Source organism: Gordonia sp. BP-119 (assembly GCF_016924115.1).
GTDB classification, from domain to species: Bacteria; Actinomycetota; Actinomycetes; order Mycobacteriales; family Mycobacteriaceae; genus Gordonia; species Gordonia hongkongensis.
Window position 1 is genome coordinate 1 of record NZ_JAFFZF010000011.1, and the last position, 15,298, is coordinate 15,298.

Consider the following 15,298-nt stretch of genomic DNA (forward strand, 5'->3'; position numbering starts at 1 on the left):
CTTCCGGAGCCGGGGCCGGGGCCGCGGGGGCGGGCGCGCCACCGCCGTCGGCGTAGGCGATGCCCTCCAGACCGAGGATGTTCTCGGCCTTCCAGGTGTCGCCGTCCTTGGTCATGCTGACGTCGAAGCCGCGTGTCTCGTCGATCCCGGGCTGGCCGGGGCGTTCGAGCGTCGTCACGACGTAGACGAGCACCTTGGCCTTCTGCTCGTCGGCGTCGACCTCGCTCGGTGCGCTGCGCAAGAGGCGCGCGTTCAGCTTGGCGGTGTTCGGTCCGGCGGTCCCGAGCATGTCGAGCACGTTGCCGCCCTCACCGTCTTTCTCACTGCCGAGCACCTCGTCCTTGGCCTTCCCGGTCAGGGACGCCTCCGCACGCTTGCGGAAGCCGTCGACGTCGGCCGGGTCGATCGTCGTGATGTTGAGGACGGCCTGCTCGGCGGCCTGGGTGGCGGCGTCGCGCGTCTCCTGCGCCGGGTACTCGTCGAAGTAGACGTTGTAGGCCCGCACACCGAACACGGCGACGAGCACCACGCCGACCACGACCGCCACGGCAGCCAGGACGAACGGTGCGGACTTCGCCGCCCGCCGCAGGGCGGGACGGGGGCCGCCGGGCTTGTTCTCTGTCGGTTCTGCGGTGCCAGTCATCGGGAACACACTGTATATATCGCTCCTGAGCGCAAGCCAAGGCCGAGGTTCGGACCGTGGGAGGTCCGATCAGGGGCGGCGACGCTCGTCGGGTGGTCGGGTCTAGCGCGGCCGGACGCCGAGCAGCGCTGCGAGCTGCTGGGCGAGCGGGTTGAGGTTGAGCTTGTCGGGATCCTTCTTGGGGGTGTTGTCCCACGGCTGCGGGTACGCCGGGTTGGCGTACTGGGCACGCCCGGCACTGCGGACACCCGTCGGATTACCGAACGGCACCGTACATTTCGCCTCGGTGTTGAACGCGAAGTCGTCGTAGTGGACGTCGAAGTCCGGGTTCTGGCGACGAGCCTCGGCCAACACCGCGTCGGTGCTCTCGTATCCGCGCGTACAGGCCGCGGGGTTGTTCGTCTCGAGGACGACACCGAAGTGGATCTGGCCGTCGCCCGGCGCGGGTGCGTGGCTGCCCGCCGACAGCGCGGAGAGCATCGCGAACGTCGTCGACGTCGTGTAGGTCGCCGGCTCGATCGTGCGGGCCACCTCGGCGAGATCCTTCACGACCTTCGACAGGTCGTTTCCGTTCTTCTGGATCAGCTCCGAGATCTGCGTCGCCGACAAGGTGCCCGTGGTGAGCAGTCGCCGCAGGTCGGGATCGGCCGAGGCGAGGGTCGCGGTCACCAGGTTCAGGTTGCGCGACCAGGTCAGGATCGCGTCGGACTGGTCGGCCTGCGTGTCGAGCACGACGTTCGAGTTCTGGATGAGCGCGACCGTCTCGCTCAGGTTGTCGACGCCGGCCCGCGAGAGCTTGCCGAGCGAGTCGACGAGGCGGGTCAGGTTCTCGCCCTGGCCGTTGAACGCGTTGCCGAGTTCGGTGATGACCGTGTTCAGGTCGTCGACCGGGATCGAATCGGTGAAGTCGATCGCCGAGGCCACCACGTCCTCGAGCGGCTCGGGCAGCGCGTACTTGGTGATCGTGTCGCCGCCCTTCAGGTACGGCCCCTCCGACGACGTCGGCTGCAGATCGACGAACTGCTCACCGATCGCCGACCGGTTCGCGACGACCGCGGTCGCCGACGCCGGGATCTCCGGCCCACCCGAGTCGATGTCGAGAGCGACGTCCACGCCGTCGGGCGTCAGCGTCAGCTTGCCGACGCGACCCACGGGCACACCCTGATAGGTGACCTCGGCGTTGGTGAAGATGCCGCCGGAGTCGGGCAGCTTGGCGGTGACGGTGTACATGCCGACACCGGCCAGTTTGTCCAGACGGGCGTACTTCGCGCCCACGTAGACCAGCGCCACCAGGCCGACGACGACGAACACGATCAGCTGGATCTTGACGAGCTTGCCGATCATCGTCCACCTCCTGACGGGTCGGATGCCGGGTTCCCGGCGGACGCCGCCGGAGCGAGCCCCATGGCGGCCAGCGGACCGTCGAGGATGCCCTGACCGGGCACCGCCGGGGTCGGCATCTGTCCGGCCGCATCGGCCGGGCGTGAGAACGACGCGGGGTAGGTGCCACCCGACGGCGGGGTGTTCGGTCCCGGACGTGAGTTCGGGGCCGGCGGGAGCAGCGTGATCGTCGGCCAGCCGTAGCGCGGGCCGTTGCCGCGGTAGTACGGGTTGCGCCGGTCGACCGGCACGTTCACCCGAGCGGGCGGGACGTACCTCGGGGTCCCCTGGCCGACACCGAGCGCCTCGAGCTGATTGAGCACGCGGAGGTCCAGCGTCATGAACAGGTTGGTCGAGTCACCGCGCACACCCGGCAGCAACCAGTCCGGGAACGGATGCGTGAGCATCAGCGGCGCGGCGGTGATCAGATCCGGAGCCGCCGCGGCGAGCTGCGTCAGCACCGGCCGCAACGCCTTCAGGTCGTTGATCAGCGCCTTGCGCGACTTGCCCAGCACGTCGGTACCGACCTGGCCGAGCTCGTCGAGCTTGGTCAGCAGTTCGACGAACTGCGGACGCTGCTCCTCGAGCACCTCGACGCCCGCGGGCAGCTGCTTGAGGATGCGGTCGATCTGCGCGGTCTGCGCGGCGGTCCGGGTGGACAGCTCGGCCAGGCCGTCGATCGCGGTGATGATGTCGTCGCGCTGACGGTTGAGGCCGGCGATCAGGTCCTCGGTCTCGCCGATCAGGTCGCGCACCTTGTCGGTCCGGCCGTCGAGTGCCTTGTTGAGCTCGGTGACGATCGGCTGCAGCTGGTTGAGGCCACCGCCGTTGAGCAGCAGCGCGAGCGCCCCGAGGACCTGTTCGATGTCGGTGGCGGTCCGTGTCCGCGACACCGGGATCGGCTGGTCCGGGTTCTGGCGCGGCGCGTCGGCACTGCCGTCGGGCTCGGTGAGCGACACGAACTTCTCACCGAGCAGCGAGGTCTGCTGCACGCTCGCCTCGGCCTCATCGGACAGGTCGACGTTGTTCTGCACCTCGACGGTGACCTGGGCGAACCACTGATCGTTGGGCACCTCGACCTTGGTCACGCGCCCGACCGGGATCCCGTCGCGTTTGACCATCGACTGCGGCACGAGGTCGAGCACGTCGTCGAACTGGATCTTGTACGTGCGCGCGTTGTCGCCTGTGTTCACCCCGCCGGGCAGCGGGATCGACTGGATGCCGTTGGACATACAGCCGGTCACCAGCAGGGTCAGCGACAGCGCCGCGCCGGCCATCGCCGTACGCATCGACGTGCGGTTCATCAGTTGCCTCCCCGGGGTCGCGGGGTGGTCGACGAGGAGGCCGGGGCCCGCTCCGACGGCGGGTTGCCGATCTCCGGATCGGGGTTGCCCGGGACGGTGCCCGGCACCGGCGCACGCTGCAGTTTGTTGTTGCTCATGATGCCGAAGGGCAGCACGGGCAGCAGCGGCTCGAGGACGCCTTCCTGGATCTGCTCACCGATCTCCTCGCACTGGCTGATCAGCGGCCGCAGGGTGTCGCTGAACTGATCGGCGGCCGGGTTGCCCGGCAGCAGCTTGCCGAGGTCGAGCAGGCGACACTGGGCACCGATCAGATCCTGCAGGTCCGGGATCGTCAGGCGCATCGACAGCGTGCCCGACTCGGCGTCGTAGGCGTTGATCAGGTTGTTCACCGTGATCGGCAGCACGGTCAGGACCTCTTTGAGGTTGTTCTTCTGATCGAGCAGGGCCTGGGTCGTCGGCTGCAGGTCCTTCACCGTCTCCCCGATCTGCTCACGGTTGTCGGCAAGGAACGTCGCCACGTCGCCGAGAGCGATCGACAGCTTGTTCAGCGCCGCGGCGAGCTGCTCGCGCTCACCGGCGAGGAACTGGTTGAACGAGGCCATCTGCGTGTTGAACTGCCGCACCTGGGCGTCGTTCTCACGCAGCGCGCCGACGAAGACGTTCAGGTTCTTGACGGTGTCGAAGAGGTTGCCGCGCGAGTCGCTGAGCGTCGTCGACGCTTTCGACAATCCCTCGATGGCCGCGCCGAGCTTCTCGCCGTTGCCCTCGAGGTTCTCCGCGCCGGTGGTGACGAGTTCACTCACCGCACCCTGCCGGCCGGTGCCGTCGGTCTTGTTGGCGCCATCGGGTCCGAGAGCGTCGGACAGCTCCTTGACACTCGCGTAGATCTGGTCGACCTCCACCGGGACCATCGTCTGGTCGACGGAGAGGGTGAGGTCGCGAGGCGCCTTCTCCCCGCCCGTGTAGGCCGGGGTCAGCTGGATGTAGCGATCCGCGACGACCGACGGGATGATCTGCACCGCACGGACATCCGCGGGCAGCTCGACACCGCGGTCGACGGTCATCGTCACCTTGACGGTGTCGCCCTCCGGCGTGACCGAGTCGACCTTGCCGACCGCCACCCCGAGCACCCGGACATCGGAGCCCTCGTAGATGCCGACCGACCGCTTGAAGGTCGCGGTGATCTTGGTGGTGCCGACCGAGGTGAACACCCACCACAGCGCACCCGCGACGATGAGTGCGAGGATCAGCCCGATCACGAGCACCACGATGTGCCGCGGCGTGAACCAGCGACCGGGACCCGAGTTCTGGGTCAGGTCTGGTGCGGTCATCAGCCGACCCCCGTTCCGGCCTGGTTCTCCATGGCCTGCTTGTTCGGCGGCCGCGTCGTGTTCTGCTGCGGCAGTGCCGGCGGCAGGAGGTTCACGACCGACGACTCGAACCATCGACCGTTGCCGAGCACGTTCGCGTACAGGCGGTAGAAGGGCGCCATGTACTTGATCGAGTCGCGGATGTTCTGGTTCTGCCGCTGCAGCAGCTCGTTCACGCCCTTCAGCGCGTCGAGTGCCGGTCCGATCTGTTCCTCGTTGTCGCGCACGATGCCGGTGAGCGAATCACCAAGGCTCGTGGTGCTGGCCAGCAACGCCGAGATGTTGCGCTGGCGGTTGTTCAGCTCGTCGAGCAACTGACCGGCGCCGCCGATGAGGCGCACGAACTCCTCGTTGCGGTCGGCCAGGATCTTCGAGGTGTCCTTCGTCGCGGCGAGCAGTCGCTGCACCTCTTGGTCGCGGCTCGAGATCGTCTGCGACAGACGGGCGATGCCGTCGAGCGCCGGTCCCGTGGTACCCGCGGTCCCCGAGAAGGTGTCCGACAGCACGCGCATCGACTCGGCCAGCTGGTCGTTGTCGAGTTCGCCGATCTGCTCGGCCGCACCGGAGAACGCCTCGATGACGTCGTACGGGGCGACCGTGTCGGTCAGCGGGACGTCGGGATCGGCGGGCTCGCTGCCACGCGGATTCAGCGACAGGAACTTCTGACCGAGGATCGTCTTGATCTGGATCGTCGCCTGGGTCTGGTCACCGATCCAGGTGTTCTCCACCCGGAAGGTCACGTTGACGCGGTCCCCGTCCAGGGTGACGTCGTCGACCTCGCCCACCTTCACGCCCGCGACGCGGACCTCGTTGCCCGGCTTGAGGCCGGCGGCCTCGGTGAACTTCGCCGTGTAGCGCGCACCCGCGCCGAGCAGCGGCAGTTCGGCGAGATAGAACGAGCTGAGTCCGAGCATCATCAGGATGAGGATGCCGATGGCGCCGATGCTGACCGGGCTGCGCCGGCCGCCGAAGCGCCGGTGCGGATGCTGCACCGGGGCGTCAGCCGCGTCGCGTTCGTCGTCGTTCACATTCGGGTCACGCGGGTTCGGATCGTTGTTGTCTGCCATCGTGGTCACCCCCCTGGCCGGTCGTCGGCCCAGCAGCGCGTCGCCGCACTGGTGTAGAGCACATGGTTGATGTCGGGCAGCGGGACAAGCGGTTGCGTCAGCACCGGCGACTTGCCGTTGCCCGCCACCACGTCGATACCGCACAGGTAGAACTGGAACCAGGAACCGAATGTCGCTGCGCGGCCGATCTTCTGGAGCTTGATCGGCAGATTGGTCAGCGTCTCCTCGATGTCCTCGTCGCGCGCGTTGATCTGATCGGCGAGCGACTTCAGGCCGGCGATGTCGCCCTGGATGGACGGCCGCGTCGCACCGAGGATGTTCGCCGTGACCGAGGTCAGATTGGAGACCGAGGTGATCGCCGAACCCACCGAACCGCGTTGCGCCGCAAGGCCTGTCACGAGCTTCTCGGTGTTGTCGAGCAGGCTGGTGAACTGTTCGTCGTTGCGGTTGACGGTGTCGAGGACCTTGGTGAGGTTCGTGATCAGCTCACCGATGACCTTGTCCTTGTCGGCGATCGCGTTCGTCAGATCGGCGGTGTCGCTGACCAGACGGGTGATCGAACCGCCCTGACCGTCGAAGATCGCGATGATCTGCTCGGTCAGCTTGTTCACGTCGGAGGCCGAGAGCTGTTGGAACAACGGACGGAATCCGTTGAACAGCTCGGTCAGGTTGACCGGCGGGTGGGTGTCCTTGACGCCCGGGTTCAGACCGAAGGTGTGCCCCTGCGCGACCGTCTGCGACGGATCGCCCGCCCCGCGCTCGAGCGCGAGGTACCGGAGCCCGGTCAGGTTGCGGTAGCGGATGAAGAGCTGGGTCCCGTCCGGCAGCCGGTCGCGGTCGACGTTGAACGCGACCTTCGCCTTGTTGCGGTCGTAGACCTCGACGCTCTCGACCTGTCCCACACGCACACCGGCGATGCGCACGTCGTCGCCCGGGTTGAGCAGCGTGGCGTCGGTGAAGACGGCGTTGAACTTCGCGTCCCCGTCACCGCCCGCATTGGCGATGGTGACGGCGAGCAGACTCGTGGTCACCACCGTGACCACGCCGAAGATGACCAGCTTGATCAGCGGTCCGACGATCGACTTCATTTGATGTCGACCTTCGCACCCTGCAGCGCACCGCCGCCGATCATGGTCACCCAGGTGGGCACCTCTTCGGGCGCCTTGCCCGAGGTGGCGCCGTAGATGACCTGCAACTGCTTGCGGTAATCCGGGTCGTCGAACGGGTTGGACTCCACCGCGACCGGCTTCGCACCCGACGCGGCCGAGACCGACCCCGCGGGCACGCCGCTGAACTGCGGCTGCGGCAACTCGGGCATCGTGCGCGGACCGGGGTTACGTGACGGCGGCTGGTAGCTGCCGTCGGCGAGCGAACCACCCGGGTACTGCGGGAACGGGCGGTCGCCACCCATCTTGGGGTCGTAACACACAGCGGGCGCATCGAGGTCCATGAAGCGGGGTTCGTCCTGGTTCGGTAGGTAACGGCCACGGGGGTTGACGAACTGCAGGTTCACCCGCACACCCGGATTGTCGGTGCCCTGGCCGACGATCTTGCGCGACTCCGGGATCAGACCCGCGAAGTTGCGGAAGGTGCACACGAACACCGGTGACTGCTTGGCGAGTCCGACGAGGAGTTCCTCGGAGTCGACGGCCAGGTCGATGAGGTCGGTGCGGTTGGCACGGAGCCAGCCGGTCAGGTCGTCGGACGCGACACCCAGGGTGGCGATGAGGGTCCGCAGGTCGTCCTGGCGTTCGACGATGGTGTTCGTCGTCGTGCGCAGGGAGTCGAGCGCGTCCACCACGTCGGGCAACGCCTCGGAGTAGGTCTGCGAGAAGCTGGCCAGCCCCTCGAGGGTGCCCTCGAGTTCGGGCAGGTTCTCGTTGATCTCGCCAAAGATCTGGTCGAGCTCTTCCAGCGTCGTGCCCAGCTGTTCTCCGCGGCCAGACAACGCCGACGAGAGCGAGGTCAGCGTGGCGTTCAGATCCTGCGGCGGGATCGCCTCGAGGACCGGGAGCAGCTTGTCGAACAACTGCTGGATTTCCAGCGCGTTGCCGCTCTGGTCGGTCTGGATCGTCGCACCGTTGCTCAGCGTCGGCCCGGAGTTGTCCTCCGGCACCTGCAGGGCGACGTAGCGCTCGCCGAACAGGGTCTTCGGCAGGATGCGCGCGGTGGTCTCGGCCGACAACGTCGACGCCTGATCGGGGTTGAGTCCCAACACGACTTCGACGGAACCGTCGGGTCCGGGCTTGACCTCGCGCACCTCGCCGACGGTCATGCCGCGGGCCTTGACGTCGGCGTTCGCCGGCAGCGCGTTGCCGGTCGAGTCGGTCAGCAACGTGACGTCGGTGAACTCGGTGAACGTCTTGTTGAACTTGGTGATCGTCAAGGTGAGGAACAACGCGACGACGAGGAAGAAGACGAGTCCGAGCAACCGTTTACGCAGCAGCGTCACGTTAACCTCCCACTCGCACGGTTGTCGTGGTGCCCCAGATCGCCAGGCCGAGGAAGAAGTCCAGGACCGCGATCAGCACCAGAGCCGCTCGAACCGCGTGCCCGACGGCCACGCCCACACCCGCGGGACCGCCCGAGGCGTAGTAGCCGTAGTAGCAGTGCACGAGGATGATCACGAACGCGAAGACCAGCACCTTGCCGAACGACCACAAGACGTCGGCCGGTGGCAGGAACAGGTTGAAGTAGTGGTCGTAGGAGCCGCCGGACTGGCCGTTGAAGACCGTCGTCACCACGCGGGAGGCGAGGTACGCCGACAGCAGGCCGAGCACGTACAGCGGGATGACCGCGATGAAACCGGCGATCACTCGGGTCGACACCAGGAACGGGATCGACGGCACGGCCATCGTCTCCAGCGCGTCGATCTCCTCCGAGATCCGCATGGCGCCGAGCTGGGCGGTGAAGCCGCAGCCGACAGTCGCCGACAGCGCGAGACCCGCCACCAGCGGCGCCACCTCGCGGGTGTTGACGTAGGCGGAGAGGAAGCCGGTGAGGGCCTGCGACCCGATCTGGTCGAGCGCGGCGTACCCCTGCAGGCCGACCACGACGCCGGTGAACCCCGACATCAGCACCATCACACCGATGGTGCCGCCGATGACCGCGAGTCCGCCCGATCCGAACGCGACTTCGGCGAGCAGGCGCAGGACCTCGCGCGTGTAATGCACGATCGTCTTCGGCATCCACCCGAGCGTCCGGCCGTAGAACGACATCTGCTCGCCGGCGCCGTCGAGCACCTTCAGCGGCTTGCCCAGCTGCTTGCGGGCCTCGTACATGTAGTACTCGGGCCGGCTCTTGGCGATGGTCACACCGCCCCCACCTTCGGTCACGTCTAGCTGTACTGACCAGGGACGTTGATCGTTAGACAAGTGCCCACTTGTCACACAAAGAAGCGCTTGTCTATAGTGTGGGTATGACAGTTTCACTGGATGTTGCCATGCCGCGCACGGACCTGTCGGCGCGGGATCACGCGCGGATGCTTGCTCCGTTGTTGAAGCCTTTGTCAGACGAGAACAGACTGATGATCGTGCTGACGCTTGCGGCGGGGGCGTGCTCGAACAAGCAGTTGCAGGAGGCCACCGGGTTGAGCCAGGCGCTGGTGAGTCACCATGTGGCAGCCTTGCGGGAAGCGCGGCTGATCAGTGTGCGGGCCGAGGGCCGGTCCAACATCTACGAGCTGTGTTGTGAGCAGTTGGCGGCGCCGGTGCAGTGGCTCGCTCACTTGGCGACTCTCACTCCAGAGGGACAGAAGGCGTGCTGCACTGCCCCAGCAGGGGAGGGTCAGGCATCGACTGAGGGTGCTGCGCGGTGATTCATGCGGTACAGACCTTCGGGTTGATCCTGGTCCAGTTGCTCGTCCTGTTCTCGCTGATCTCGGTTCTCGTTGCGCTGGTGAACCGGCGGTTCGGGCCGGATCGGATCCAGAGCTGGATGGCCGATGGGCGCCTTCCCGGCCCGGTCAAAGGGCTACTGCTGGGGGCGATCACGCCGTTCTGTTCCTGTTCGACGCTGCCGGTGCTGGCTGGGATGTTGAAGTCGGGGGTGGCGTTCCGGACGTCGATGACCTTCCTGATCTCGTCACCGCTGCTGGATCCCATCATCGTGGCCGGGGTGGTGCTGCTGTTCGGCTGGCGTATCGCGTTGGTCTACACGGTGGTCACCGCCGCATGGTCCCTGCTCGCCCCCCTCGTATGGGAACGACTCGGTATGGCCAGCCAGCTCAAGCGAGTCAAGGTCGTCGGCGACGACAGCACCCCCCGCCCCTGGGCGGGACTGCGCAACGAGATCCGGCCCGCACTCGGCGAGGCCTGGGCCGATCTGAGACCGCTGCTCGTCCCGATGGTGCTGGGTGTCTCGGTCGGTGCATTTATCTACGGTTTCGTGTCTCAGGACCAACTCGCCGCGGTCGCTGGCGACGACAAGCCATGGGCCGTGCCGTTGGCCGCCGTGCTTGGCGTTCCGCTTTACGTGCGGATCGAGACGATGTTGCCCATCGGCTTGGCCCTCAGCTCGGCCGGTATGGGGCTAGGGGCAGTGTTCGCGCTGATGATCGGCGGCGCCGGAGCCTCGATCCCCGAGATCTCGATGCTCACCGCCTTGTTCAAGCCCCGACTGGTCGTCACTTTCGTGGTCACTGTCATCGGCACGGCCATCGCCGCTGGCTACCTCATCCCACTGATCGCCTGACCCCACCACCACATTCCCAACCACACGAGGAGAACAAACAACCATGGGACTCAAGGACCTCTTCACCGCACGCAAGCAGGACAGCAGTTGCTGCGGAGCCCAGATCGTGCCCGACGATGACGACCAGCCCCAGAGCGAGCAGGGAACGCCCACCGAGACGGCTGCCTCTTCAGCGCCGAACCGCGAGGACACGGACGGCAACTGACATACCGAATCGATGGGGGCTGCACCACAGGGTGCAGCCCCCATCACCGTCTCCACCCGCTCGTCACCAGGAAGACCACCATGCCCCACGCCAATGCCGCCCTCACACCGCGTCACCGCTTGAAGGTCGCCCAACTCGTCGTCGACGACGGATGGCCGATCAGCGAGGTTGCCGCCCGCTTCCAGGTCTCTTGGCCCACCGTCAAACGCTGGACCGGCCGCTACCGAGCGGGCGAGTCCATGCAGGACCGGTCTTCCCGACCGCACCACTCACCGAACAAGATCAGCCCGACGGTCACTCGCCGCTGTATCCAGCTGCGGCTACGACTCCGAGAAGGACCCGTGCAGTTGGCGTGTCGGCTGGGGATCGCGCCGTCGACGGTCCACCGGATCCTGACCGACGCCCACCTGAACCGGCTGTCGCATGTGGACCGCGCCACGGGGGAACCGGTGCGCCGTTACGAGCACGACCATCCCGGCGCGATGCTCCACGTCGACGTGAAGAAGCTCGGCAACATCCCCGACGGCGGAGGCTGGCGCTACGTCGGACGCCGACAGGGCGAGAAGAACCGGGCAGCTACACCAGGCAAGCTCAGGAGCAAGTACTCCGACCCGTTGATGGGCAAGGCCTACGTCCACACCGTCATCGACGACCACTCCCGCGTCGCCTACGCCGAGATCCACGACGACGAAACAGCCCACACCGCCACCGCGGTCCTGGTGAGGGCCGTCGAGTGGTTCAACGCCCGCGGGGTGACCGTCGAGCGGGTTCTGTCGGACAACGGCGGGGCATATCGCTCACACCTGTGGCGCGACACCTGCGCCGAGCTCGGTATCAGGCACAAACGGACCAGGCCGTATCGCCCTCAGACCAACGGCAAGATCGAGCGCTTCCACCGCACCCTGGCCGACGGCTGGGCATACGCCCGCTGCTACACCTCCGAGACGGAGCGCCGCGGCGAACTCGACGGATGGCTGCACTACTACAACCATCACCGGCCCCACACGGCCTGCGGGAACCAGCCGCCCTTCTCACGATTGACCAACGTCTCCGGTCAGTACATCTAGCTCCCCTTCGGTGGGACGACCTGCAGGTAGACCGCAGTGATGATCAGGTTCGCCAGGAACAGCAGCAGGAACGTGATGACGACGCTCTGGTTGACCGCGTCACCCACGCCCTTCGGACCGCCCTTGGGGTTGAGGCCCTTGTACGACGCCACGACGCCGGCGAGCACACCGAAGATCGCGGCCTTCAGGGTCGAGACCCAGAGGTCGGGCAGCTGTGCCAGCGCACCGAACGACGCGAGGTAGGCACCCGGGGTACCGCCCTGGACGACGACGTTGAAGAAGTAACCACCGCCGATACCGATGACGGCGACCAGACCGTTGAGCAGCATCGCCACCAGAACCATCGCCAGCACACGCGGTACGACGAGACGCTGGATCGGGTTGATGCCGAGCACCTCCATCGCGTCGATCTCCTCGCGGATGGTGCGCGAGCCGAGGTCGGCGGCGACGGCCGACCCGGCCGCACCCGCGATCAGCAACGACGTCACCAGCGGCGAACCCTGCTGGATGACGACGAGCACGCTGGCCGCGCCGGTGTAGGACTCCGCGCCGAGCTGCTTGATGAGTGAACCCGTCTGCAGCGAGACGATCGCGCCGAACGGAATCGCGATCAGGGCGGTGGGCAGGATCGTCACACTGGCGATGAACCACGCCTGCTGGATGAACTCCCGCCACTGAAACGGGCGCACAAAGGTCTGGCGTGCAACATCGACGAAGAGCTGAACGATATTGCCGGTCTGTGACAGGGCACCTGTCCCGGCTTGCGCGATTCGGTCGACGCCACGCGTGGTGGCACTGCTCATCCCTAGGGTGTCCGCCCTTCGTTCCCATCAGCACGATGGCTGGGCTTGGTCAGTGCATCACCGGGTGTGTGCCACTGTTCGGTCGGGGCATCGCTGCCGCCGTAGTCGATGACGTCGGTCTTGGAGTCCGCGACGGCGACGTTGCTCGGCGCGGTCGTCCACTCATTGCCGGAGCTGTTGTTGCCGGACGGGCCGTTGCCGTTCGCCATGTTGTCGGCGTGCTGGCGGCTCTCCTCGCGGATCTGGTCTTCCTGCTCCTGGCTGCGGCGGATCGCCTCCTGAGCGTTATGGGGCAGGTCGGGCAGCATCGCGTGCACGCGCTCGCGGTGCCGGGCGATCGCCTTGCGTTCGGGCATACCGGGATTGGGCTGCACCTGCGGAATGATCTCGGTGAAGTCCTCCTTGGTACCACCACCGGAGATACCCGCGGCCTGCATCGCCTCTTCCTGCTTCTGGACCGCCTCGTCCTTCTCCTCGGACATACCGATCGGACCGAACCGGTCACCGGAGAGGAACTGCTTGACCACCGGCTGCTCCGAGGTCAGCAACTGCTCCCGCGGACCGAACATGACCAGTTCCTTGCGGAACAACATGCCGATGTTGTCCGGGATCGTCCGCGCGATGTTGATGTTGTGGGTCACGATCAGGATCGTGGCGTCGATCTGGGCGTTGATGTCGATCAGCAACTGCGAGATGTAGGCGGTACGCACCGGATCCAGACCCGAGTCCGGCTCGTCGCACAGGATGATCTGCGGGTCGAGGACCAGCGCGCGCGCCAGCCCGGCGCGCTTGCGCATACCGCCGGAGATCTCACCGGGAAGCTTGTCCTCGGCACCGGTCAGACCGACGAGGTCGATCTTCTCCATCACGATGTCGCGGACCTCGTTCTCCTTTTTCTTCGTGTGCTCACGAAGCGGGAACGCGATGTTGTCGAACAGGCTCATCGACCCGAACAAAGCGCCGTCCTGGAACAGCACGCCGAACAGCTTGCGGATCTCGTAGAGCTCCTTGGCCGAACACTGCGTGATGTCGGTCCCGTCGATGATCACCGACCCCTGCTCCGGATGCAGCAGCCCGATCAGGGTCTTCAGGAACACCGACTTACCGGTACCCGACGGACCCAGCAGCGCCGAAACCTCCCCCTCCGGCAGGGTCAGAGTGACATCACGCCAGATGTTCTGCGAACCGAACGACTTGGTGAGTCCTTCGACGCTGACCTCAACACCCACAACTTCCTCCAGACGATCGCTGCCCCCGAGGCGGCCACGGTGTGACCGCGCACCAACCGGCGGCATTTGTGGTTGGGGTCACTCTAACCGACCCGTCCCCGCCCACAACGCCGCCGCGTGGTTCTCGGTGATGGCTGCGGGAAACCTACCGCCCGGTAACTCTCGCCGCGCCGATGACAATATCCGATGGTTCGCGGTGAGGGAAGTCGGGCCGGCCCCTCGATGTGACGGCCACCGCAGACCTGGGCTTCACCTGCGGAACACGATTTCGACGGCTCAGCACCGCGCGTCGGGGTCGAGGCGCGGGTGGTCGTCGTAAGTGCGTCGAATGCGTAAACGCATTCGATGGGGACTGTGTTAGCTCTGCGTACGGTCAGGCCGCGGGCGAACCTGTCGTCGTCAACCACGGTCGTAGTAGAGCCACGAGTTCTCGGCGTTCGAGAGTCGACCAGGTCCAGCGGATCACCATGATCCCAAGAGCGCGCAGCGCGTCCTCCCTGCGCTTCTCGCGGATCAATGCATCACGTGGCTCTTCGTCGGGGCGGAGTAGCCGACCGTACTTCTGGAGGCCGTCGAACTCACCGATCACCCGGCCGTCCCAGTCGAAGTCCGCTCGTATTTCTCCGTCCGGTGTCGAGAACGAGCTCTGCAGGCGGGGTGCCGGGAGTCCGGCGACGATCATCTGCGCGCGGCTCCACGACTCACCGACGCTTTCCGATCGACGGTTCGAACACGCCAGCGCTCTGCGAGCAGTGCCGACGTTCTTCCATCCCGTGCGTGCGTCGAGCATGGCCGCCATCGTGTCGTGATCCGCGTCCTTCGCCAGCGCCCGGTCGAAGACGACGACCCCCTGGGCGAAGTCACCGGCCATCGCGATGTCGACCGCGGTGCGTTCGACACTCGTGACCGACAATCCGTCCACTGTGACCGTCTCATCGCGGCCCAGCGGGCCGTTGTGGACATGACGGTGTCCGCGCACATAGCCGCCACTGGATTTCGCGGCCTTCGTCAGGTGCACCGTGGTGCGATCGGGATGCAGGGTGTCGAGCCCGAGAAGCGCGGCGGCCGATTCGTGACTCAGTGTCGAGATGCCGCGGTCGCGCGCCGATGTCGCCACGGCTATGGATCGGTGCCGGAAGAGCAGATCGGCGCCCGCCGGCCCCCTCGAACCGCGCTCCCCCCTCGACCCACACCCCCGGCGCCAGCCGCAGGAGTTGACCGCGTCGGACTGCAGCGGCGACGACGTCGTCCCCGACACCGGCCCGCAGGGTCGCTTCCCGACGAACGAGACCGTATCGGTCGACGGGCAGTTCATGAGCGAAGGGCGCAGGCATGGGACTTGGACGCACGGACCGCCCCGTCGGTTTCATCCGCCGAGCCGGGTCTCCTACCGAGCCGGCCAACCTCTTGGTCGCATGCGACTTCATGTCGTCGATGCGACTTCGATCGAGGTCGCAACGACGAAACGAGATCGCATGCGACCTCAATTCGCGGGCCGGTGTGCGGGCGAACCCCGACCCAGCGCCCTCCCGACCCAG

At 66.5% G+C, this 15,298-nt stretch carries 14 protein-coding genes and 1 pseudogene; 4 read left to right on the forward strand and 11 right to left on the reverse strand.

The features are described from left to right. The 8 genes from JW364_RS08740 to JW364_RS08775 all read right to left on the reverse strand — a co-directional run. Positions 1-643, reverse strand: a 643-nt coding sequence (locus JW364_RS08740; protein WP_240198858.1) for a hypothetical protein, incomplete at its 3' end; no start/stop codon positions are given. A 102-nt stretch (positions 644-745) separates the two neighbouring features. After that, the gene (locus JW364_RS08745; RefSeq protein ID WP_205333516.1) at positions 746-1,987 is read right to left on the reverse strand and encodes an MCE family protein; all 1,242 of its coding nucleotides are present in this window, start codon (positions 1,985-1,987) and stop codon (positions 746-748) included. Further along, positions 1,984-3,327 carry an MCE family protein gene (locus JW364_RS08750; protein WP_159370212.1) on the reverse strand — a complete coding sequence of 448 codons (1,344 nt, stop codon included), beginning with the start codon at positions 3,325-3,327 and terminating at the stop codon, positions 1,984-1,986. The genes JW364_RS08745 and JW364_RS08750 overlap by 4 nt, the downstream gene beginning before the upstream one ends. Beyond that, positions 3,327-4,658: an MCE family protein gene (locus tag JW364_RS08755; RefSeq protein ID WP_205333515.1), complete on the reverse strand. Its 1,332-nt coding sequence runs from the start codon at positions 4,656-4,658 to the stop codon at positions 3,327-3,329. Before JW364_RS08755 ends, JW364_RS08750 begins: the two co-directional genes overlap by 1 nt. After that, entirely contained in the window at positions 4,658-5,764 is a 1,107-nt protein-coding gene (locus JW364_RS08760; RefSeq protein ID WP_065629320.1) for an MCE family protein, read from the reverse strand. Before JW364_RS08760 ends, JW364_RS08755 begins: the two co-directional genes overlap by 1 nt. Before the next feature lie 5 nt (positions 5,765-5,769). Then, entirely contained in the window at positions 5,770-6,852 is a 1,083-nt protein-coding gene (locus JW364_RS08765) for an MCE family protein (protein WP_058253304.1), read from the reverse strand. Beyond that, on the reverse strand, positions 6,849-8,216 hold the full coding sequence (locus tag JW364_RS08770) for an MCE family protein (RefSeq protein ID WP_205333514.1): 1,368 nt from the start codon (positions 8,214-8,216) through the stop codon (positions 6,849-6,851). Before JW364_RS08770 ends, JW364_RS08765 begins: the two co-directional genes overlap by 4 nt. A 1-nt stretch (position 8,217) precedes the next feature. Then, entirely contained in the window at positions 8,218-9,099 is an 882-nt protein-coding gene (locus tag JW364_RS08775; protein ID WP_068970874.1) for an ABC transporter permease, read from the reverse strand. A gap of 83 nt (positions 9,100-9,182) precedes the next feature. Between JW364_RS08775 and JW364_RS08780 the strand changes: the two genes are divergently transcribed. From JW364_RS08780 to JW364_RS08795, 4 genes are all read left to right on the forward strand, one after another. Beyond that, the gene (locus JW364_RS08780; protein WP_128190659.1) at positions 9,183-9,581 is read left to right on the forward strand and encodes a helix-turn-helix transcriptional regulator; all 399 of its coding nucleotides are present in this window, start codon (positions 9,183-9,185) and stop codon (positions 9,579-9,581) included. Beyond that, positions 9,578-10,456 (forward strand): permease, encoded by an 879-nt coding sequence (locus tag JW364_RS08785; RefSeq protein ID WP_205333513.1) that lies wholly within the window; start codon positions 9,578-9,580, stop codon positions 10,454-10,456. The genes JW364_RS08780 and JW364_RS08785 overlap by 4 nt, the downstream gene beginning before the upstream one ends. 43 nt (positions 10,457-10,499) lie before the next feature. Further along, positions 10,500-10,661 carry a hypothetical protein gene (locus tag JW364_RS08790; protein WP_164877222.1) on the forward strand — a complete coding sequence of 54 codons (162 nt, stop codon included), beginning with the start codon at positions 10,500-10,502 and terminating at the stop codon, positions 10,659-10,661. Positions 10,662-10,741: 80 nt separating this feature from the next. Continuing rightward, a complete protein-coding gene (locus JW364_RS08795; RefSeq protein WP_205333512.1) occupies positions 10,742-11,728 on the forward strand; it encodes an IS481 family transposase in 987 nt (328 codons plus the stop codon). Here the strand turns inward: JW364_RS08795 and JW364_RS08800 are convergent. The 3 genes and pseudogenes from JW364_RS08800 to JW364_RS08810 all read right to left on the reverse strand — a co-directional run bounded on the left by JW364_RS08800 (position 11,725) and on the right by JW364_RS08810 (position 15,094). Next, positions 11,725-12,531, reverse strand: coding sequence for an ABC transporter permease (locus tag JW364_RS08800; protein ID WP_004023366.1), 807 nt, complete (start codon positions 12,529-12,531; stop codon positions 11,725-11,727). The genes JW364_RS08795 and JW364_RS08800 overlap by 4 nt on opposite strands. Before the next feature lie 2 nt (positions 12,532-12,533). Continuing rightward, positions 12,534-13,760 (reverse strand): ABC transporter ATP-binding protein, encoded by a 1,227-nt coding sequence (locus JW364_RS08805; RefSeq protein ID WP_068970872.1) that lies wholly within the window; start codon positions 13,758-13,760, stop codon positions 12,534-12,536. A 373-nt stretch (positions 13,761-14,133) separates the two neighbouring features. Continuing rightward, positions 14,134-15,094 (reverse strand): annotated as a pseudogene (locus JW364_RS08810) (hypothetical protein). Positions 15,095-15,298: the final 204 nt, after the last annotated feature.